Here is a 19,723-nt window from a genome sequence, read left to right as displayed (position 1 = left end):
GAGGCCTCGAGCGGAGTTAAACCTTTGCGGGGTGGTCACTCCGTCTGTAGAAACAGCGACTCACACAGCGCGTCGGGCCCCTCTTCCTCGAGCAGACGGCGTTGCCGATCCGCGCCGCTTTCCCGTTCGTACACGTTTCTGATACCGTCGATACCGAGACGCTCGCACTCGCGGTCGACGAGTTCGCCCAGATCGACGGTGCCCTCGAGGTCGCGGTCGATGAAAGAGGCTTCCTGCCCGTGGCGGATCGCCCGCCACTTGTTCTCGTCGAGCAGTTCCCGGCGATGCCGGTGCCCGCTCGCGCCGTCTTCGTAGTCCTCGGCGAGGGCCTCGACGAGCGCGTGGGCGTACTCGACGAACGCCAGCACGATGTCGGGGTCGGCCTGTCCGTCCGGGGTGCGGAGTTCGACCGTCCCGTGGGCGGTGTGGGGCCGGACGTCGTACCAGAGTTCGCCGCGGTCGTTGATCGACTCGGTCTCGAGCATCAGCCGCTCGAACCGGTCGAACGCCTCGAAGTCCTCGAAGTGGGTCGGCATGCCGGTGTTGGGCAGCGCCTCGAAGATCTTCGCGCGGGCCGACTGGAGCCCGGTGTCGTACCCGTTCCAGTACGGCGAGTTCGCGGAGAGCGCGAGCATGATCGGCACGTACCACCGCAGTTCGTTGGCGATCCAGACCGCCTTGTCGGCGTCGTCGACGCCGACGTGGACGTGGACCCCGGCGGTCGTGTTCCGGTGTTGTGGGAACTGAATACGGTCGAGCTGCGAGCGATAGCGGGGTTTCTCCGCGTGCTCGAGTTCCTGCCACTTCGCGAGCGGGTGGAGGCCGGCGGCCGCGATGCGATAGCCGTGGTTCTCGGCGTGTTCGACCAGCGCCTCGCGGATCGCGAGCAGCGAGTCGCGGGCGTCATCGGGGTCCTCTATCAGCGGCGTCTGGGTCTCGATGACGAACTTGAACAGTTCGTGATCGAGTCGGCCCTCGAGGATTTCGGGCGGATCGTGTTCGTAGACGAGTTCGTCGGTCCCGCTGGTCGGGCGGCCGTCGGCGTCGACGACGAAACACTCCTCTTCGACCCCCAGCGTCCCCATGCGCGTAAACGATTCTCGCGACCCGCGTTCCATCGTATCGTGCTTTTGGCCCCGATAGTAAATACGATTTGGAGTCGGTGCGGCCGACCGAATTCCCGAGCCGGGGGGTTCTCGCGCGAGAATCAGGACGCGACGGTTTCGACCTCGGGCTCGAGGCCCGCTTCGTCCTCGCGAAGCTTGAACTTCTGAATCTTGCCGCTGGGATTTTTCGGCAGTTCGTCGACGAAGTAGTACGTTCGCGGTCGCTTGAAGTCGGCGAGTCGATCGCTCTCGAGGACGAACTCGTCGAGGGCGGCCGCGTCGACGCCCGCAGCGACGACGTAGGCGACGACCGCCTCGCCCCACTCGTCGTCGGGTTTGCCGACGACGGCTGCCTCTTCGACGGCGTCGTGGGCGAACAGCACGTCCTCGACCTCGGCGGGATAGACGTTCTCGCCGCCGGAGACGATCATGTCGTCCTTCCGGTCGACGACGTAGAGGTAGCCGTCGTCGTCGCGGTACCCGAGATCGCCGGTGTAATACCACGTCGTTCCGTCGGCCTCGCGCAGCGACTGCGCGGTCGCCTCGGGGCGGTTCCAGTACTCCCGCATCGTACACGGGCTGGCGATCAGTATCTCGCCGATCTCGCCCCGCTCGACCACCTGGTCCGGGTCCGCGTCGGGTTCGACGATGCGCAGTTCGTGATTGAGTCCGGGCAATCCGGCCGAGCCCTGTTTCGGGATCTGCTCATCCGCCGACTGGAAGACCCCGGCGGGCCCGATCTCCGTCATTCCGTAGGCCTGGACGTAGTCCTCGCAGAGGTGTTCCATGCAGTTCTCGAGCACCTGTTCGGGCATCGGAGCCGCCCCGTACAGTCCGAGCCGGAGCGACGAGAGATCGACGTCCATCTCGGCGGCGGTCATCGAGAGCGCGTTCCAGGCGGTCGGTGCGGCGAAGAGAACCGTCACGTCGCGGTCCTCGATCGCCTCGAGAACCGCCTGCGGTTCGAACTCGTGATGGATGACGTTCGCCGCGCCGCGGTGGACCCGCGCGAACAGGTTACAGTGGAGTTCGGCGCAGTGATACAGCGGCATCATCGACAGGCCCACGTCGTCGCGGGTGAGGTTCATCTCGGCGATACACAGCAGGTCGTGCTCGACCATGCTCCGGTGCTCGTGGACGACCCCCTTCGGCCGGCCCGTCGTTCCCGACGTGTAGATGAAGGCGTAGACGTCGTCCTCGTCGACGCGGACGTCGGGCCGTTCGGCGGATCCGGACTCGAGGAGGTCATAGAACCCGCGCGCGTACTCCGGAACGTCCGCGTCCTCGCGGTCATCGTCGATGAACACGTACTCGTCGACGGACTCGAGGCTCGGTCGAGCCCCCTCGACGGCCTCCCGCGTTTCGGACTCGAAGAGGACCATCTTCGCCTCGGCGTCGTTGACGATGTACTCGATCTCGCCCGCCGGGAGGCGGAAGTTCAGCGGGGTGAACACGGCACCGATCTTCGCGCACGCGTAGACGGTGAGCGCCATCTCCGAGCCGTTGTACAGCACCGTCGCGACCCTGTCTCCCGTCTCGATTCCGGCCTCGAGCAAGGCGTTTGCCAACCGGTTTACCCGCTCGTTGAACGCCGCGTAGGTCCAGTACTGGTCCTTCCGCGGATAAATGATCGCGTCTCGCTCCGGGTAACGGTCGACCGTCTGCTCGAGGGTGTCACCTATCGTGGGATGATCTGACATGCCACGATAAGGTATCACGGAAGTGCTTATATTCTTTATCGGGGAAATCTCTCGTTCACCGTCTCTGGGACACCGAATCGTGCCGATCACGTTCTCCTCGAGTCGCTCCGGGTCGAGAGGCCGTGCCCACGAGAACACGGGAATTCGGGCCGATCCGAACGCGGCCACCCGGAGGCGCTTATCGCCGTAGGCCTGGGTATCGGTATGATATCGAGATGAAGATACCGTTACTCGGTCTCGACGGCGACCACGTCCTCGGTGGAGTAGTGGATGCGTTGTTCCTCGTCGACGGCTGCAACGGCCTCCCTCAGCAGAACCCGATATTACGCCACTGATTGGGAGACTAACGGTCGGAATAACGCTCTTACCCCGATTGTCCCTTCCGGCGAATTCGGATATTTCTACTCATGAAACGCTCGAACAGAACTTCCGGTTTTTGTCGGACTATAACGGTGTCATCGATGGTACGATGCCCCGTGCAAGAACCGTCGGCGTCGCAGTCATCGCGACACTCGTCCTCCTCTCGGGGGCGAGCATCGCGTTCGCCGCGACTGACGCCGGCATAGCAATCCAAGACAACGAGACGGAGAACGAAACGGCCACAGTGACGTTTGAAAACCAGACGTCGAACGGGACGGCAGTCGTGGTCAATAACACGACGCTACCCGAGGGCGGCTTCGCCGTCATCCACGCGGCCGCGCCCGCCGACGAGAACGCGACGGAGAACGAGACCGTGACCAACATGTCCGAGGAGTACGAGCCAGGCGAAGTCCTGGGTAACTCCACCTACCTCGAGTCCGGCGACCACGAGAACGTGACCGTCGAGCTCAACGAGTCCCTCGAGGAGAGCCAGGTCCTGATCGCGATGGCTCACCAGGACACGAACGGTAACGAGACGTACGACTTCCCCGAGGCCGACGACCCCTACGTCAGTGACGGAGAGCCAGTGACCGACGACGCGCTGATCACGCTCGAGGAGGAACAGAACGAGACGACCGGGTGAACGAGCGGACAGAGTTGCGACTCCGCCGTCGTTCACGATCTCTCGTCGTGTAGTGAGCGGAAGCGATAGCGATTCAGACGTGATCGGACAGTCGTTTCGCGCCGTGATCACCGATCACGACCGGCCGATTCCGTGATCCGCAGACCGCCGCCGTCGACTGTACGCTTCCAGTCATCGCAGAGCCACCAGCACCGCAGCGGATCGAGTCCGACATCGAGTCGCACGGCTCTACCGTATTGGTGCCCCTCGCAGCCGACCGTCTCATGTGGCCTGCTGACGCGGATCGAATAACGCGCAGTTCGGACACCACACCGATCCATCCGTCCGTCGAATCTTCTTCCCACTACAGTCGGCGCAGGGCTCTTCGGCATAGCGGACCATACAGTATCTGTCTGAGAGCCAGATAGATATGGGTATTTCGGTGGACTCACGTTCTGTAATGGCTGATTCTCAGGTTATGACGACGGAGACGATGCGGAGAATGCGGTCATCACGTGACCGAATGAGATAACCGCGCGACGATGTCACCGACAACGCTGCACGCTCGAGGCGTCCCGATTGACCGGTCACCCGATCAGATTTCCATCGCCGTCGACCGCGAGTTCGCAGTCGTCGCAGAGCCACCACCCGATCAGCGGATCGCGTTCGGGGAGCGCCCCGTCGCAGTCGGGGCACCGAACCGGCTCCGAGTCTCGAGCTCCGGTCATCCCTGCTCACCCGCCTCTCGAGCGGTCACCTCGTCCGCTCCGAACTCGGTCGCGCCGATCCCGCAGGCGTCCGCGAAGCGCTCGGCGCGTTGCAACAGGAGCGCGCGGCCATCATCGGTGAGGAGGTACTCGACGCGGGCCTCGAGTCGCCGCTTTTCGAGGAGGCCGCGTCCGACGAGGGTACGCAGGTTCGGATCGAGTCTCAATCGGTCGACGCTGGGATAGGCGCGCTCGAGCGTCTGTGTGATCGCGCGTTCGTCGCACGGCACGTCGTCGCGCTCGAGGCGGGCGATCGCCTCGAGACAATCGCGCTGGAAGGCGGTGAGTTCGATCCACGCAGATCTTCCGTCGGTTGCGGGGTAATTTGTTGGTGATTCGTTTGCTCGATCGAGGCGTTCACGGCCCCACGGGAGATCGTCGTTCATGGCTTCAGGTGGGTGATTTCTGGAGTTGCTTCCGGGATCGGGTCACTAGCGCCGGCTCGCTTTTGCTCGGACCCTGACCGTCAGGTCTGTCTATCCCCCTTGAGCAACTATGTTTTCTTAGAGATTGTATAATTAACGATAGATCCGATATAATCATTCTAACTGTTAAAGTTGCTTTCCGACGATAATTTGATGGCGTGAGGGTATTAGAGTACTATGCGGATTTCTGCCGACTGGATGGTTCTCGCTGATGATAGGATTCTCGAGTTCTTAGATGAGAACGGTCCTCGATCCCCGACGAAAATCAAAGAAGAAGGCCCCATTCCTTTCTCGCGACAACATATTAACAACCGTTGCATGAAACTCGAGGGCTACGGTCTGACTCAAAATATCGGGAACGGCGTTTACACGATTACTGAAGCCGGAGAGAGGTACCTGAAGGGCAATCTCGATGCGAGAGAATTGGAAAATCGCTCGAGTTAGAATTTATCGCGGCCGCGCGACGATCCCGAGATGATCCGCGTGATACTCCTCGAGCCCCCGCGTCTCCACAATCTCGTACCCCGCTGAAAGTTCCTCGCGAACGTCCTCGAATACGGCCGACGGCTCTCGAGTCACGTCTTCACTCCGAGCCTTGACAGCCAACAGTAGCCGGCCGTCGTCGGCCAAGAAGCGCCGGTTCTCGAGCGCCACCCGCGCCTGCCCGCGCGTCGCGACGTCCTGGACGATCACGTCCGCGTCCGACTCGACGACGTGGGCGTAGGTCTCGGGTTTCCGGGCGTCTTTCAGCAGCGGAAACAGCCGATCGCGGCTCTCGGCGGCCTCGAGCAGGTCTCGAACCGGCCGCGCGGCGAACTCGACGGCGTAGGTCGGCCCGGCGAAATCGGCTACGTGGCTCACGGTCGTCCCGCTCGCGGCACCCAGATAGAGTACGGTCTCACCGCCTGCGAGGTCGGTCTCCATTCCCAGCTCGAGCATCGCACCCAGTTTCGACCGATTCGGGTTCCACGCGCGCCACTCACCATCGGTGGGTTCGCCGTAGACGGGCTCCCCTCGAGTCGCCAGCCGTTCGACCCCGTCGAACGCGCGTCGCTCGACGCCCGCCGGAAGCTCACTCATCGTCGGCACCTCCGGTATCGGCACTGCCATCGTCGGAGTCCGTATCGTCGTCCACCGTCCGCGACTGAATCGTCTCGATCCGTTCGGCGAGTTCGGCCTCGAGTTCGGGTTTCGACTCGCCCGAGTAGTGATCGACGCGGGCCGCGATGGCGAGTTTGCCCGCGACCGCACGCGCCGCGGAGCCCCTGTTTTCGGGGTGGGTGCCCCGAACCGCGTCGTGCGTGTAAATGATCCCGTGCTTGGGTGAGGGTGCGTGCCCCCGCAGGTGGGCGAACAGCGCGTCCTCCGCGCCGAGTACCTGCACCGTTCCGCTCGGTTTCTTCGCGAGCGCCTCGAGCCCGCCCGCGAGGGAGATCAGGCGAGCCGCCAGCACGGGCTCGGCGAGCGCCGAGAGGTTCGGCGCAACGGCCGGCGTCTGGCGCTCGACGAACTCGCGTAGCTCGTCGGCCTCGTCCGCGAGGCCGGCCACCCGTTCGGCGAGCGAGCGGATTGCAGGGTCCTCGAGTCCGTCCTCGCTCTCGCCGCGAGCCAACGTACGTGCGTACTCGGTGCCGGTTCCGGCGTCGGGGTCGACGGTGCCCGCCCACTCCGCCAGGCGCTCGGCGAGTTCGTTCGCCGTCCGACTGCAGTCGTCCATCGCTCTGATCGCGTGGACCAACTGCTGATCGTCGGCTCGCTCGCGCTCGCGCACCTCCGCTCGAGTCGCGGCCATCGTCGCCTCGTGAAGCCGGTCGTAGTAGTCCTCTCTCGAGTGGGTGTAGCCGGCTTCGACGGCGACGGCGGGCCACTCCCGCGGCGCATCGGCCTCGCCTTCGGTAATGGCGTCGCCGGCAGCCTCGAGATCCCCCGGCTGCAGATCCGAAAACCAGCCCGCGGTCGCGGTATCGGTCTCGTCAGTCATTACGGCAGGGTAGAGCCCGCGGTTGTAAATGCGTTCCCGAAACGACGAGCGGGCGTTTCCGCGGGCCGATCAGTACCGTCTCGTCCTCTCGAGACCGCTTCGGCGAGCGATCGACTGCTCGATGCGATCGCGTTCCCGTTCGTAGTCGGGACTTATTGGCGAGCGGAACTGTGCGGACCACACCTATTTCAGTCGTGGCCGTTTATAAGTACCAAGTCCAGTGCTGTACTTCTCTCGATAGTCCGAGATGGCAGCAGTTCCCGCACGGGAATAGCTTGGGCACCGAAACAGAATCTTATGAAACTACTTGTCAAACCGCTCGACCGGCAGAGTGCAGGGAAGGGTATTGCGGCGATCGATCGCGAAGCGATGGCGGAACTCGGCGTCTCCAGCGGCGACTTCGTCACCATTCAGGGCGATGCGGGGGCTGCGGTCGCCCGCGTCCGACCGGGACGACCAGGCGAGCGACAACGCGGCGTCGTCGGTGTCGACAGTCAGACGCGGAAGGCCACCGGCTCGCGGATCGATCAGTTCGTGCAGGTCGATCAGGCCGACGTCGCACCGGCGGACGAGCTGTCCGTCGCACTCCCCGACGGGCTGCAGATCCGCGGCGATCTCGCCTCGTATCTCCGCGAGAAGCTCGCTAACCGCGCGGTACAGGCCGGACAGACCGTGCCGCTGGCGCTCGGGTTCGGCTCCATGATGGGCCGATCCAGTCGCCGGATTCCGATCCGGATCGTCGATACCGACCCCGACGGGACCGTGGTCGTCACGCAGTCGACGAACATCACGGTGGCCGAGCAGTCGGTCGAGGACGTGGACGTCGAACGCGGAACCGAAGCGACTGACAGTGCCGAGCCGCCGGGAGTCGCCTACGAGGACGTCGGCGGACTCGACGACGAACTCGATCAGGTTCGAGAGATGATCGAGCTGCCGATGACGCACCCCGAGTTGTTCCAGGCGCTCGGCATCGAGCCCCCACAGGGCGTCTTACTCCACGGACCGCCCGGCACCGGCAAGACGCTGATCGCGAAAGCGGTCGCCAACGAGATCGACGCCAATTTCTCGACGATCTCCGGCCCGGAGATCATGTCGAAGTACCACGGCGAGAGCGAGGAGCGCCTGCGCGAGGTCTTCGAGGAGGCCGGCGAGAACGAGCCGGCGATCATCTTTATCGACGAGATCGACTCCATCGCCCCGAAGCGAGACGACACGCAAGGTGACGTCGAGCGCCGCGTCGTCGCACAACTGCTCTCCCTCATGGACGGCCTCGAGGACCGCGGCCAGGTGACCGTCATCGGGACGACGAACCGAGTCGACTCGATCGACAACGCGCTCCGCCGCGGCGGTCGCTTCGACCGCGAGATCGAGATCGGCGCGCCGGACACCCAGGGCCGGAAAGAGATCCTCCAGATCCACACGCGCGAGATGCCGATCGCCGAGTCTGTCGATCTCGAGCAGTACGCCGAGAACACGCACGGCTTCGTCGGCGCGGACCTCGAGAGCCTCGTCCGCGAAGCGGCGATGAACGCGCTCCGACGCGTTCGGCCGGACCTCGACCTCGACGGCGACGAGATCGACGCCGAGACGCTTGAGGCGCTCGAGGTAACCGAGAAAGACATGCGGACGGCGCTCCGGGAGATTTCGCCCAGCGCGCTCCGCGAGGTCTTCGTCGAGACGCCCGACGTCACCTGGGACGACGTCGGCGGGCTCGCGGAGACCAAGGCTCGACTGCAGGAAGCCATCCAGTGGCCGATGGAGTACCCCGACGCCTACAGACAGGTGGACCTCCAGTCGCCGAAGGGGATCATGCTCCACGGACCGCCCGGCACCGGGAAGACGCTGCTCGCGAAGGCCGTCGCGAACGAAGCCAATTCCAACTTCATCTCGATCAAAGGACCCGAGCTGTTCGACAAGTACGTCGGCGAGTCCGAGAAGGGCGTCCGGGAAATCTTCGAGAAGGCGCGGTCGAACGCACCGACCGTGATCTTCTTCGACGAGATCGACTCGATCGCGACGAAGCGCGGGAGCGGCGGCAGCGATTCGAACGTCGGCGAACGCGTCGTCAGCCAACTTCTCACTGAGCTCGACGGGCTCGAGGAACTCGAGGACGTGATCGTCATCGCGGCCACGAATCGGCCGGACCTCATCGACGACGCCCTGACGCGTGCGGGCCGGATCGAGCGCAAGATCGAGGTCGGCGAGCCGGACGAAGAGACCAGACTCGAGATCCTGAAAATCCACACCCGGAACCGGCCGCTGGCCGACGACGTCGACATCGAATCCCTCGCAGCCGAGACGGACGGCTTCGTGGGTGCCGATCTGGCGTCGCTGTGCCGGGAGGCGGCGACGACAGCAGTTCGCGAGCACGTCCAGTCCCAGTCCGAGGAGACGCCGACGGCCGTCGAGGACATCGTGCTTACCCAGGCGCACTTCGAGGCGGCACTCGAGGTGCTCCGTGGAGAAGACGACGACCGCGCCGAAACCGACGAGCTGTAACGGTCGGCCGTCATTGAACCGACCGACGCTGTGATATTTTCGAACGGAAACTCGTTTCGGCGGTTTGTCAGCCTCGAGACGCTCGAATCCGGCGTGTGATTATAGGACTCGAGCCGTCGGAAAATTGAAGCGAGCTGCTCAGACGCCGAACGTCGCCCGCAGCATGTCGCGGGTGCCGGGACCGAGGCCGACGGCGACGACGGTGATCATGAGCAAGATCGCGTAGCGCGGGCTGTCCTCGAAGACCGTCTCGTCGAAGATCCAGATGACGAAGACGGCGGCGGCGATCTTCACGAGCAGGAACGGCCAGGCCGAGCCGGTGATCGAGACGATATCGGCCGGAAGCACGTCGGCCGTCGTGTTCGCGATCGCCCGGTTGATCGGGTGCTTCGGAACGAGGTTCGCCGGGAGTCCGAGCGAGGTCGCCCAATCGAGGCCGATGACGTTCGCGACGCCGTCGACCGCGTGCGCCCAGATGACGACGATCCCCATGTATCGCGTCCCGCGGTTCAGTTCCGGCGCGAACCGCTCGAGTGCGACCCACGTGATCGCCGTCGTCAGCGTCGCGCCGACGAGGATGACGAGCGGAACGAGCGGGTAGAACTCCGCGTACTCCTTCGTCGCGGCCGTGTAGGCCAAGAAGAGGACCGTCACCGTCAGCAGGGTCGTTCCGATCCCGGCCAGCGGGTACTCGTAGCCCGAAACGTAGTCGTTTCGCTCGAGCCAGACCGAACTCACGACCGCAAACAGCGCGACGAAGAAGACGGTGAAGTAGATCAGCGGGCTGATGATGAAACCGGACCACGGCAGGTCGATGGCCATCTCTCCGGTGTACACGAAGGCCGCGGCGTTGGCGTCCTCGACGACCCGCAGCGCGCCGCCGAAGAGCATGAACGGGAACAGCGCGAAAAAGCCCGCGCGGTAGCGCTCGATCTCGAGGCGGCGAACGAGGAAGATGACCCCGGTCAGCATCAGGACCAGTGTCGGGATGTAGCCGGCGTAGGAGACGAACGTATAGCCGGGTTCGGCGGTCGGGCTGGCGTTGGCGGGGGCTTCGGCACAGGATACCGCCTGGCCGTCGACTAACGTGGCGCAGTTCCAGCTGTGGGCGTCGGCGACGACCGGGCCCCAGAAGTACTGCCAGATGATCTCGACGTAGATCCGCTGTGGGAACAGGAGTGCGCCGAGGACCACCGCGGCGGCGAGACTGGCAACGGTCGCGACCCAGACGCGCTCGGCCCCGAACCGGTCGATGACATCGTCCATACCGAATCCCGTAGTGGGGGCCGCTTACCGTTTCCGATTTTCAACGCGAGTGACTGTTCCCCGCGATCGGGTTCGTCGAAGAATTCCCAGTAGAAGAGAGAAATACATCACTCGAGACTGGTCAACCGGCGTGCGGTGGCGCGCGCTGGCGGCCGACCGAGCGTCAGTGAGGGCGGTCGACGATATCGTGCGAGGGATGAGCGAACGAGCATGCGAGTGAGCGAATCGGTTGGGGAGGGTGTGGCGATTCCCTGTTGCCACGATAGCAGGACACCTCTTCCCATTCAGCCCTATCAGAACCGACTGCTCCATTCACGATGCTATAGTAACAACTGCAACTATTTACATACTGATCGCACAGCTGTCGTGCGATCAGGTGTGCATTGACTTGCAGTGGCTACTATAGAGAACGTCCACATCCGAACCCCGCCTCGAGAACCGTCAATTCCGACTATATCCGACCAGCCACTCAGCCTTCGATCTCGCGGGCCGCCGCGAGCAGTTCGTCGTGAATCCCGCCGTTCGAGGCGACGATCCCCGTCCTATCGTGTCGCCAGCGGTCGCCCTCGAGATCGGTCACGACACCGCCGGCCTCGCGGATCAACTGAACGCCGGCCACGGTGTCCCACGAGTTCGCTCGCAAATTGGTCATCGTCCCCTCGAGCGCGCCCGAGGCGACCATCGCCAGCTCGAGCTGGGCGCAGCCAAAGCGGCGCATGTCGCCGAACCGCTGGACGACGGCGCGTGTGGCCGCAGCGTACTGATCGCGCTGGTCGAAGTCCCACCAGAACGTCGGGCAGACGGTAGCCGCCTCCGGATCGGCGCAGTCGCTAACCGACAGCACCTCGCCGTTTCGGAACGCGCCCTCGGGACCGACGTGGTAGGTATCGGAGAGGGCGGGACAGTCGAACGCGGCGCCGACCGGTTCGCCGTCCACGACGGCCGCGACGGCGGTCCCGAACGCTCGAGTACCGTCGACGTAGTTATTCGTCCCGTCGATGGGGTCGACGATCCAGGCCGGTCCGGTCTCGGGGACCTCCTTCAGCGCGTCTTCCTCCTCGCCGACGATCGGATCGTCCGGGAACGCCTCGCGGATGGTCTCGATGACGGTCTCCTGTGCGTCGCGATCGACCTGCGTCACGACGTCCGTCTTGCCGTTTTTCTCCTCGACGGCGAGATCGGTTCGAAACGAGTCGGCCGCGACGGCGGCCCCATCGCTCGCCGCTCGAGCCGCGACGGCCGCGCGATCGGGGTCCGATTCGGGTTCGTACATGGCCCATCCTCGACGGGCGTGAGTGAAAAGTGGTCGTACTACGCGCCTCGAGCCACCGTCGTCGGGCCCCTCGAGCGGACACTCTCGTCGGACACGTTTGATGAACCAGTAGCTGGAGCGGTAGCGGTAACAGTAGCTCGGTCAGGGTACGGTCGACATCAGAAGTTTGCGAGGGCAAGACGCTCCGTCTTGCCGCGCACTGTGGTGAGTGCGAGGGGAGGGGATCGAACCCACGAACTCCTACGAGAGCGGATCTTGAGTCCGCCGCCGTTGACCGCTTGGCTACCCTCGCACGCATCTCTGTCTCAGAGCTTCGCAGGGGTTAAATCGTCCGATTCCCGTCGGGTTTCGCATCGGTTCTTCACCGATACCGAAACGCGTCGGGCCATGCCTCAAACGTCGAAACGGACCTGCGAAACGGTATCACAAGCGAGGCTACGCGTCGACTCGCTCGAGGACCGATGAACCTCCCCGAACCGAAACGGGCCCCGTCGCTCAGGAGGGCTGCGTCTCGAGGACCTCCTCGGTGAACCGCCGATCGCAGTTCAGACACTGGTACCCGCCCTCGATGTGCGCGTAGAGGCGCTCCCCGCAGTGCTGACAGCGGCCGTAGGGCTGGACCATCTCGTTGGAGTATGGGGAAGCCTACCGTGATAAATACGGTGCTTACACACGCTACGGGGTACCTAACCGACGGAATTACCCGTCTCTCGGCCCTCGACATCAACTATGGACGACCACACCCGCGACCCGACCGTCGAGCCACCGGCCGGGAATCCGACCGGCTGGGATCCCTCCGCGGGTCGCTGGGAGCACGCGACGCTGCGCCGGGCGACCGGCCACGGCGTTCGGCTGTTCAACGACGGTGCGTACCACGAGTCCCACGACTGTTTCGAGGATGAGTGGTACAACTACGGGGCCGGCACGGCGGAGAGCAGGTTCTGCCACGGAATGGTTCAGGTGGCCGCGGGGGCCTACAAACGCGTCGATTTCGAGAACGACGACGGCATGCGGAGCCTCTTCGAGACGGCGCTGCAGTACCTCCACGGCGTCCCGAACGACTACTACGGAGTCGACGTGCTCGCGGTCCGGACCGCGCTCACGAACGCCCTCGAGGAACCGGCCGCTATCGACGACTGGCGAATACGACTGGACGACGAGCGACCGACCGCTCGAGCCGTCGAGTACGAGTACGCCGACTCGCTCGAGGAGTGACGCGGATCGAATCGCAGTGAGGGTCGCCCACGGACTCTCCGAGCGAAGAACCGGCCGCGATCCGCGATCGGTCGATGCTGTGAAAGACCGAATTGCCTTTGCCCTTTCAGCCGAACTAACTAGTAATGAGAGTCGCACAGCTGGGGTCGGGAACGCCGGAGATCGCAGTCGTTGCGGGCGTCCACGGGGACGAGCCCTGTGGCGTCCGGGCGATCGAACGCCTCCTCGACGACCGCCCGACCGTCGAACGGCCCGTCAAACTTATTGTTGCCAACGAACCGGCGCTCGAGCGGCAGGTGCGGTTCGTCGACGAGGATCTCAACCGCGCGTTTCCCGGCAGTCCGGACGCGAAGACGCACGAGGGACGACTTGCACACGAACTCGTCGACGAACTCGACGGCTGTCTAACCTTCTCGATGCATTCCACGCAGAGCCACGCTGATCCCTTCGCGATCGTTAACGGGGTCAACGAGACGGCCAAAGATATCGTCCCGCAACTGCCCGTCGCGGCGATGGTCGAAACGAGTAACTTCGCGGAGGGACGTCTGTTCTCCGCGATCGACACCATCGAAGTCGAGTGCGGGCTGCAGGGATCGGAAACGGCCGCCGAGAACGCCGACCGACTGACGCGGTCGTTCCTCACCGCAGTGGGCGCGTTGCCCGGCGACACCGTCCGCCGCGACCTGCCGGTCTACCGACTCACCGACGTCATCCGCAAAGATCAGGCCGACACCTACGAAGTGTTCGTCGAGAACTTCACCGAGGTCGAGGCCGGCGCGCCGTTCGCCGCCGCCGACGGCGAGAAGCAAGTCGCCGACGAGTCGTTCTACCCGGTCCTCATGTCGTCCAACGGCTACCGGAACGTCTTCGGCTACAGCGCCGAGAAAGTGGACGTTCTCGAGACGCCCGCGACGGCGGACTGAGCCGGAACCCGCGATACACCTCCGCCTCTCTTCGTTCCGTTCCAACTCCGTTTCTCCCCGACTCGGTTCCTGCCCTATTCCGTTCCTGCCCTGCTCCGTTCCGCCCGCGCGGCAGGTCGCAGTTCCTCCATCGAGAGCGCCGATGGCGCAAGGCATATCCCCCACACTGCCGTACGGGGAAGTATGGAATTCCCACCGAACCAGGGTCTCGATCAGGAGGAAGTCGACGAGCAGGTTACCGAGGCGCTCGAGGAAAACGAGGTTGTACTCTTCATGAAGGGGACCGAATTGATGCCCCAGTGTGGCTACTCCCGCAAGGCGCTCGGGCTGATCGACCAGCACCGCGACGAGTTCGAGACCGTCGACGTTCTCGAGTCGCTCGACGAGTTCCGGCAGGCGCTGTCCGAGCGCAGCGACTGGGAGACGATCCCGCAGACGTTCGTCGACGGCGAATTCGTCGGCGGCTCCGACGTCCTCGAGGAACTCGAGGAGCGAAATGAGCTCGATGAAACGCTCAACGCCGCGTAAAGAGACGAATGTCTCGTTCGTTTACCGGATCTGATATTTCACACATTTAATAGCAGGTCATATAAGTCACGCCCTCGTACTAGATGATCACGACTATCGCCGTACACACCTTCCCACACAATGTCAACAGAGGAATCCAGACACGTATATCGGCTGCATTCGACACTCGAACTGCCCCTCGAAGACCTTCGCGAGCACATCGACGAAGCGAAGTACCCTGACGGGATCACCGACGTCGAAATCACGCGACGGAACAACACGCTGATTCTCAAGGCCGTCGCCGAGGACCAGTCCGTCAGCAAGTACACCCCGACGGCACAGCTCAAGGCGAGCGTCACGGAAAATCGGGTCTACGAGGAGGATCCCGACGAGCGGCGACAGAAGTCCTTCAGCTGGGACGAGGAGGAAGAAGAAGAGATCGAATCCGAACTCGTCGAGTTCGCCGCCTTCAAGGGCGACCGGGAGACCGTCCTCCAGAACTCGCTGTTACAGTACGAGATGTTCCTCGTTCTCTGTGAGATCGCCGAAGCGGCCGAGAAGGGCACCCTAACCGCAATTTCGGAGCGCAACGGCGACCTCGATGCGACCCGGATCGTCGACGGCGAACCCCGCCCGGCCGACATCGAAGTCGTCGAAGGGCCCCGCGATCACGGCTCGGGTGAGGGCGGCGTCAACTGGCGGGACAACAAGTTCATCACGGACTGAGCGAAGCGGGAATCGATCGCGCGCCCCGACCCACCGACGAATAGCGGCGAGGTCACCGACGCCTCGGCAACGGGATCCTGAATCTTCGAGTGCGAACAGCGTTCATCGCGACCGAATAGGTCTATATCCGCCTCGAGGCTGTACGAACCCCACCATGGAACCCCTCACCAGCCGACGGCGGTTCCTGACGGGTGCGGCCGTCGGCGCGACAGTGGGGCTCGCCGGCTTCGGGAGACGGTCTCGAGCCGACGATGCCACGACGCCGAACGCACTGGACGCGATCGATCGAATCCCGAACGCGGTCGGTCTCGAAACGGTAGTCGACGGAGTGAAGATGCCGGTTGGGCTCGAGTTCGCCCCCAGAGCGAATCGTCGATACGTCGCCGATCGCGGTGGCCGGGTTTTCGTTCACGAATCGGACGGGCTCCGCGACGAGCCGTTTCTCGATCTCCGCGACACCGTCCGCACCGGCGGTGAGCGCGGGCTACTGGGTCTGACACTCCATCCCGAGTTCGCCGAGAACCGCCGGCTGTTCGTCCACTTCAGCGCGCCGCGCCAGTCCGGAACGCCGGCGGATTTCGACCACACGGGGATCCTCGCGTCGTTCCGGGCGACCGACGACGGCAGGAGGGTTCGCCGAGACACCGGGCGCGTCGTTCTCGAGATCCCCCAACCGGCGGACTTCCACAACGGGGGCGATCTCGCGTTCGGACCGGACGGATTCCTCTACGTCGGCATCGGCGCGGGCGGCGGCGGTGGCGGCGGCGGACAAGACGTCACGACGGACTTCCTGGGAAGCGTTCTGCGACTCGACGTCGACGACCGGACGGCCGATCGAGCGTACGCCGTCCCCGACGACAACCCGCTCGTCGGACGAACGGGCCTCGACGAGTACTACGCGTGGGGCTTTCGGAACCCCTGGCGGCTCTCGTTCGACGACGGCGACTGCTTCGTCGCGGACGTCGGCGAGAGCGACTACGAGGAGGTCAACCGCCTCGAGAAGGGCGGGAACTACGGCTGGAACGTCAGAGAGGGGACCCACTGCTACCGGGAGGAGACCTGTCCGGAGCACCCCGCCGAACGCGCCGCCGGCGGCGGTAAGCCGTTCCGCGATCCGATCATCGAGTATCCGCACCCGCCGACGGAATCGGCGGTCAGCGGCGTGTCGGTCATCGGCGGCTACGTCTACCGCAGTTCGACGCTTCCGGCGCTGGAGGGCGCGTACGTATTCGGTGACTTCCTGCCCGAGGGGCGGCTGTTCGCCGCCACCCGTCCCGATGACGGCGACGAACTGTGGTCGACCACCGTCCTCGAGATCGACGGCGAAACGTCCCTCGAGCGACTACTCTCCTTCGGTCGCGACGACGAGGGAGAGGTGTACGCGCTCGGCACGGGTACCGGCGGGGGCGGGGTCTTCCGCGTCGTCCCCACCACGTGAGTGCGCCTCGCACGATCCACGGACACCGCAGTCGGACGACGGTGGCGCGAAGCCCGACGGGCGCGGAGGCGCGGAGGGGTCCGCCTGCTGAGGCCAGCCGGCGATAGACGTTTGTAGTCCCGATGGCGAACGACGAGTATGGACGATCCGGGCCCGTACGCACTCCTCGGTCGCCTCGCCGTGGCGGCCTTCGTGATGATCGCCCCGACGCTGTGCTTTCTGGGACTGGTCCGGGGACTCGAACGACTGCGGGACGACGATCTGATCAACGAGTGGGCGCGGACGCGAGGACGTGACGGGGCTCACGACCTCACGGAGCACGACGACGTACTCGCCGTGTTAGCGAACGAGATGGGCGTCGAGGCCAACGGCTCGTCGACGGTTCGGTGTCCCGCATGTGGAGCGTCGAACCGAGTAGGCGTGACGTACTGTCACGGCTGTCAGAACCGACTCGAGTCGTCCTGACGATCGGTTCGGCGCGGCCCGGTTCAGGTCGTCCTGACGGCCGGTCCGACGTGGCTCCGTTCGCTCGTCACTCGAGTCGGTCTTCCCACTCCGCGGCGGTCATCGACTCGCCGGTGACGCCGTCCGGTCCCTGTGCGGCCAGCAACGCGGCGGCGTCGTCCATCACGTCGGGTTGCAGGATCTCCTCGCGCTCGTCGTCGGGGAGGTGCTCCCAGATCCGCGTGTTCACCCGACCGCCGGGATCGATCGCGTTGACGTTGATTCCGTCATCCTCGACCTCGAGTGCGACTCCCTGCGTGAACCCCTCGAGGCCCCACTTCGACGTGATGTACGCTGCGGCGTCCGGAATCGCGTAGCGGCCGAGGCCGGAAGAGACGTTGATGATCTGTCCCGACTTCTGTCCGCTCTCGAGCATTGCCTCGAGGACACGTTTCGTGAACAGGTAGACTCCTTTCACGTTGACGTCCATAATCTGGTCCCACTCGTCTTCGCTCGTCTCGACCAGCGACCGGCGATCCTCGCCGAAGCTAAGTCCCGAGATCCCGGCGTTGTTGATCAGCGTATCGATCCCGCCAAAGCGGTCGAGCGTCGACTCGACGACGCGGTCGACGGCATCGGCGTCGCGAACGTCCGCCGGTGCGACCAGCGTCTCGCCGTCCGCCGCGTCGGCCACGGCCTCGAGGTCGTCCTCGCTGCGGGCCACGAGGACGACGTTCGCCCCGAGTTCCGAGAGGTGCAGCGCCATCGAACGTCCGAGTCCCTTGCTCGCGCCGGTCACGATGATCGTCTCGTCGGTGAGAGTCGTCATGGAGTGATCGTCGGTATCCACGGAGTAATACGTTCCCCAGTGAACGCCCGCTCGAGTCGATCGAAGCGAGATGTCGGCGACCGATCGTCCGCCGTGGATCGTCAGTCGCCGGTGATCGGACTGGCCTGTCGAACGTCCCGCTCGAGGCGCTCGGCGTGGTCGAGTCGAAAGCGGCACGCGTCCGCGGGGGAAACCGGTCCAAGACCGTCGATTTCGTGTGACACGGGCTCGTAAGCGGCGATGTCGAACCCCATCCGATCGAGGTAGGACCACACCGCGTCCGACGCGACTCCCTCCCGAATCGCGGCGTTGACGTACTCGATTACCGCGTCGAACTCCGGGAGGACGATCGTGTCCTCGGTCACGGAGCCGGTCCTCCCCTCGATTCGCACGTCGGCGTCGCCGAGGTGACCGACGATTTCGGCCACTCGATCGGCCAATCGGATGATCTGACTCGGGAGAGCGGCGTCGGGCGAGCGCCACTCGACGGTCCCGAACGTGTCGCGGAGCTGAACGGGCGTCCACACCGCACTTTCGGGGTCGAAGCTCGACTCGATAGTCGCGCGGTCGGCTCCCGCCTCGATGGCCGCCGTCACGAACTCCTCGTATCGCCGCTCGAGACGCCGAGTCCACTCCTCGGTATCGTCGACGTAGGGCCACAGCCGACCCTGGTGAGGAATGCCGTCGTACGCCATCCAGCGGTAGAGTTTCGACTGAGCCCCGACGGCCAGGTTTCGACCCCGGAAATACGGCGAGGAGTTCGCCAGCGCCAGTGCGGGGTCGAGTGCGATGAGCGCGTTCAATTGGTCGATCTCGCGTCCCGGTTGTTGTTCGACGTGGATATGGGTTCCCGCGCAGTGTCGAACGTACTCGAAATCGTCGCCGATGACGCGGTCCTGGATTCGCGTCCTGTCGCTCGCGCGGTCCGGAATCTCGCCGGCGTGTATCGGCGTCGCGAGCGGGACGAGTCCCCTGTCGAGTTCGTCGGCACGTCGCACGACGCGCCCGACCCGGTCGAATAGCTCGTCGCGCAATTCCGCCGTCGTCTCACACGGTGTCGTTTTGATCTCGAGCAGTGGTTCGACGAACTCCCGTTCGGCACCCGCCGACGCGTCGACGAGTTCTCCGGGTTCGACCAGTCGTCCCTCGTCGTCGATCACCCAGTACTCGACTTCGATGCTCCGTCGTATCGGTTCGGATTCGTGTGCTACCACAGCTGTCTCGGTTGCGATTTTGATTCGGGGGTTCGATGGGGCGCCCAGTTCAGTTGCCACACGGGGTCTTGCTATCTATTCACACACCACACGCTACCTTCCGTGAATAGCATACAAGAGTTTTTCGCGAAAGGAAATATTCGCCCCTCCTCGATCCGAGTAGACCCGGTTCGTCCTCTTGTTCAGCTAATATGTATACGTTCGATCGGTCCATGCGAATAGACTGGGCGACGAATCGGGCGTCAGTGGCCGTTCGCCGCTCAGACGGGCCGTTGTACCGATGTCCCGGCGCAAACGCAGGACGGTTTGCGGTTGCTCCGGAACTGGTTTACAGCGGTCCGTATCAGTCGCTCGAAGTCAGCCTGGGCCGGTCCGTGACTCGTCAGCGCAACAATCCGAGACGAGACGGTCCATGCCGTTGCGAGAGC

20 protein-coding genes and 1 tRNA gene are annotated in these 19,723 nt (G+C 64.2%); 9 read left to right on the top strand and 12 right to left on the bottom strand.

What is annotated here, in order from left to right; all coding sequences use genetic code 11:
* Positions 1-35 precede the first annotated feature (35 nt).
* A complete protein-coding gene (locus tag LDH74_RS06465; RefSeq protein ID WP_226041700.1) occupies positions 36-1,118 on the bottom strand; it encodes a glutamate--cysteine ligase in 1,083 nt (360 codons plus the stop codon).
* Between the two features lie 89 nt (positions 1,119-1,207).
* Positions 1,208-2,806: a long-chain-fatty-acid--CoA ligase gene (locus tag LDH74_RS06460; protein WP_226041699.1), complete on the bottom strand. Its 1,599-nt coding sequence runs from the start codon at positions 2,804-2,806 to the stop codon at positions 1,208-1,210.
* A 469-nt stretch (positions 2,807-3,275) separates the two neighbouring features.
* Here LDH74_RS06460 and LDH74_RS06455 point away from each other — a divergent pair, with 469 nt between their 5' ends.
* Positions 3,276-3,809 carry a hypothetical protein gene (locus LDH74_RS06455; RefSeq protein WP_226041698.1) on the top strand — a complete coding sequence of 178 codons (534 nt, stop codon included), beginning with the start codon at positions 3,276-3,278 and terminating at the stop codon, positions 3,807-3,809.
* 566 nt (positions 3,810-4,375) lie between these two features.
* Here LDH74_RS06455 and LDH74_RS06450 read toward each other — a convergent pair.
* Positions 4,376-4,516, bottom strand: coding sequence for a hypothetical protein (locus LDH74_RS06450; protein WP_226041697.1), 141 nt, complete (start codon positions 4,514-4,516; stop codon positions 4,376-4,378).
* Positions 4,513-4,941, bottom strand: a complete 429-nt coding sequence (locus LDH74_RS06445; protein ID WP_226041696.1) for a PadR family transcriptional regulator — start codon at positions 4,939-4,941, stop codon at positions 4,513-4,515. The genes LDH74_RS06450 and LDH74_RS06445 overlap by 4 nt, the downstream gene beginning before the upstream one ends.
* A gap of 216 nt (positions 4,942-5,157) precedes the next feature.
* On the opposite strand from LDH74_RS06445, the gene LDH74_RS06440 reads away from it, so the two are divergent.
* Positions 5,158-5,424 carry a MarR family transcriptional regulator gene (locus tag LDH74_RS06440; RefSeq protein ID WP_226041695.1) on the top strand — a complete coding sequence of 89 codons (267 nt, stop codon included), beginning with the start codon at positions 5,158-5,160 and terminating at the stop codon, positions 5,422-5,424.
* A 3-nt stretch (positions 5,425-5,427) separates the two neighbouring features.
* Here the strand turns inward: LDH74_RS06440 and LDH74_RS06435 are convergent, their stop codons facing one another.
* Both LDH74_RS06435 and LDH74_RS06430 read right to left on the bottom strand, forming a co-directional pair.
* The gene (locus LDH74_RS06435) at positions 5,428-6,060 is read right to left on the bottom strand and encodes a fibrillarin-like rRNA/tRNA 2'-O-methyltransferase (protein WP_226041694.1); all 633 of its coding nucleotides are present in this window, start codon (positions 6,058-6,060) and stop codon (positions 5,428-5,430) included.
* Entirely contained in the window at positions 6,053-6,961 is a 909-nt protein-coding gene (locus LDH74_RS06430) for an NOP5/NOP56 family protein (protein WP_226041693.1), read from the bottom strand. The genes LDH74_RS06435 and LDH74_RS06430 overlap by 8 nt, the downstream gene beginning before the upstream one ends.
* 297 nt (positions 6,962-7,258) lie before the next feature.
* Between LDH74_RS06430 and LDH74_RS06425 the strand changes: the two genes are divergently transcribed.
* Positions 7,259-9,460 carry a CDC48 family AAA ATPase gene (locus LDH74_RS06425; RefSeq protein ID WP_226041692.1) on the top strand — a complete coding sequence of 734 codons (2,202 nt, stop codon included), beginning with the start codon at positions 7,259-7,261 and terminating at the stop codon, positions 9,458-9,460.
* Positions 9,461-9,598: 138 nt separating this feature from the next.
* Here LDH74_RS06425 and LDH74_RS06420 read toward each other — a convergent pair whose 3' ends face one another.
* The 4 genes from LDH74_RS06420 to LDH74_RS26435 form a co-directional block, all read right to left on the bottom strand.
* Positions 9,599-10,726 (bottom strand): DUF63 family protein, encoded by a 1,128-nt coding sequence (locus LDH74_RS06420; protein WP_226041691.1) that lies wholly within the window; start codon positions 10,724-10,726, stop codon positions 9,599-9,601.
* A 469-nt stretch (positions 10,727-11,195) separates the two neighbouring features.
* Positions 11,196-11,999, bottom strand: a complete 804-nt coding sequence (locus LDH74_RS06415; RefSeq protein ID WP_226041690.1) for an inositol monophosphatase — start codon at positions 11,997-11,999, stop codon at positions 11,196-11,198.
* Positions 12,000-12,208: 209 nt separating this feature from the next.
* A tRNA-Leu gene (locus LDH74_RS06410) sits at positions 12,209-12,291 on the bottom strand.
* A gap of 203 nt (positions 12,292-12,494) precedes the next feature.
* Positions 12,495-12,623 carry a hypothetical protein gene (locus tag LDH74_RS26435; protein ID WP_255680958.1) on the bottom strand — a complete coding sequence of 43 codons (129 nt, stop codon included), beginning with the start codon at positions 12,621-12,623 and terminating at the stop codon, positions 12,495-12,497.
* Positions 12,624-12,728: 105 nt separating this feature from the next.
* Between LDH74_RS26435 and LDH74_RS06405 the strand changes: the two genes are divergently transcribed.
* The 6 genes from LDH74_RS06405 (at position 12,729) to LDH74_RS06380 (ending at position 17,273) form a co-directional block, all read left to right on the top strand.
* Complete coding sequence (locus tag LDH74_RS06405) at positions 12,729-13,214, top strand: DUF309 domain-containing protein (protein ID WP_226041689.1); 486 nt, start codon at positions 12,729-12,731, stop codon at positions 13,212-13,214.
* A 125-nt stretch (positions 13,215-13,339) separates the two neighbouring features.
* Positions 13,340-14,137 (top strand): succinylglutamate desuccinylase/aspartoacylase family protein, encoded by a 798-nt coding sequence (locus tag LDH74_RS06400; RefSeq protein WP_226041688.1) that lies wholly within the window; start codon positions 13,340-13,342, stop codon positions 14,135-14,137.
* Between the two features lie 183 nt (positions 14,138-14,320).
* Positions 14,321-14,665 (top strand): glutaredoxin domain-containing protein, encoded by a 345-nt coding sequence (locus tag LDH74_RS06395; RefSeq protein ID WP_226041687.1) that lies wholly within the window; start codon positions 14,321-14,323, stop codon positions 14,663-14,665.
* Between the two features lie 120 nt (positions 14,666-14,785).
* Positions 14,786-15,370: a hypothetical protein gene (locus LDH74_RS06390; RefSeq protein ID WP_226041686.1), complete on the top strand. Its 585-nt coding sequence runs from the start codon at positions 14,786-14,788 to the stop codon at positions 15,368-15,370.
* 154 nt (positions 15,371-15,524) lie between these two features.
* Positions 15,525-16,808: a PQQ-dependent sugar dehydrogenase gene (locus LDH74_RS06385; RefSeq protein WP_226041685.1), complete on the top strand. Its 1,284-nt coding sequence runs from the start codon at positions 15,525-15,527 to the stop codon at positions 16,806-16,808.
* 138 nt (positions 16,809-16,946) lie between these two features.
* On the top strand, positions 16,947-17,273 hold the full coding sequence (locus LDH74_RS06380; protein ID WP_226041684.1) for a zinc ribbon domain-containing protein: 327 nt from the start codon (positions 16,947-16,949) through the stop codon (positions 17,271-17,273).
* A 67-nt stretch (positions 17,274-17,340) separates the two neighbouring features.
* On the opposite strand, the gene LDH74_RS06375 is transcribed toward LDH74_RS06380, so the two are convergent.
* Together LDH74_RS06375 and LDH74_RS06370 are read right to left on the bottom strand one after the other, a co-directional pair.
* A complete protein-coding gene (locus tag LDH74_RS06375; RefSeq protein WP_226041683.1) occupies positions 17,341-18,081 on the bottom strand; it encodes an SDR family oxidoreductase in 741 nt (246 codons plus the stop codon).
* Between the two features lie 101 nt (positions 18,082-18,182).
* Positions 18,183-19,295: a glutamate-cysteine ligase family protein gene (locus tag LDH74_RS06370; protein WP_226041682.1), complete on the bottom strand. Its 1,113-nt coding sequence runs from the start codon at positions 19,293-19,295 to the stop codon at positions 18,183-18,185.
* Between the last annotated feature and the right edge of the window lie 428 nt (positions 19,296-19,723).

Source organism: Natrinema sp. DC36 (genome assembly GCF_020405225.1).
GTDB lineage: Archaea > Halobacteriota > Halobacteria > Halobacteriales > Natrialbaceae > Natrinema.
The sequence above is the reverse complement of the archived record's forward strand: the minus strand, read 5'-3'. Positions and strand labels throughout refer to the sequence as shown.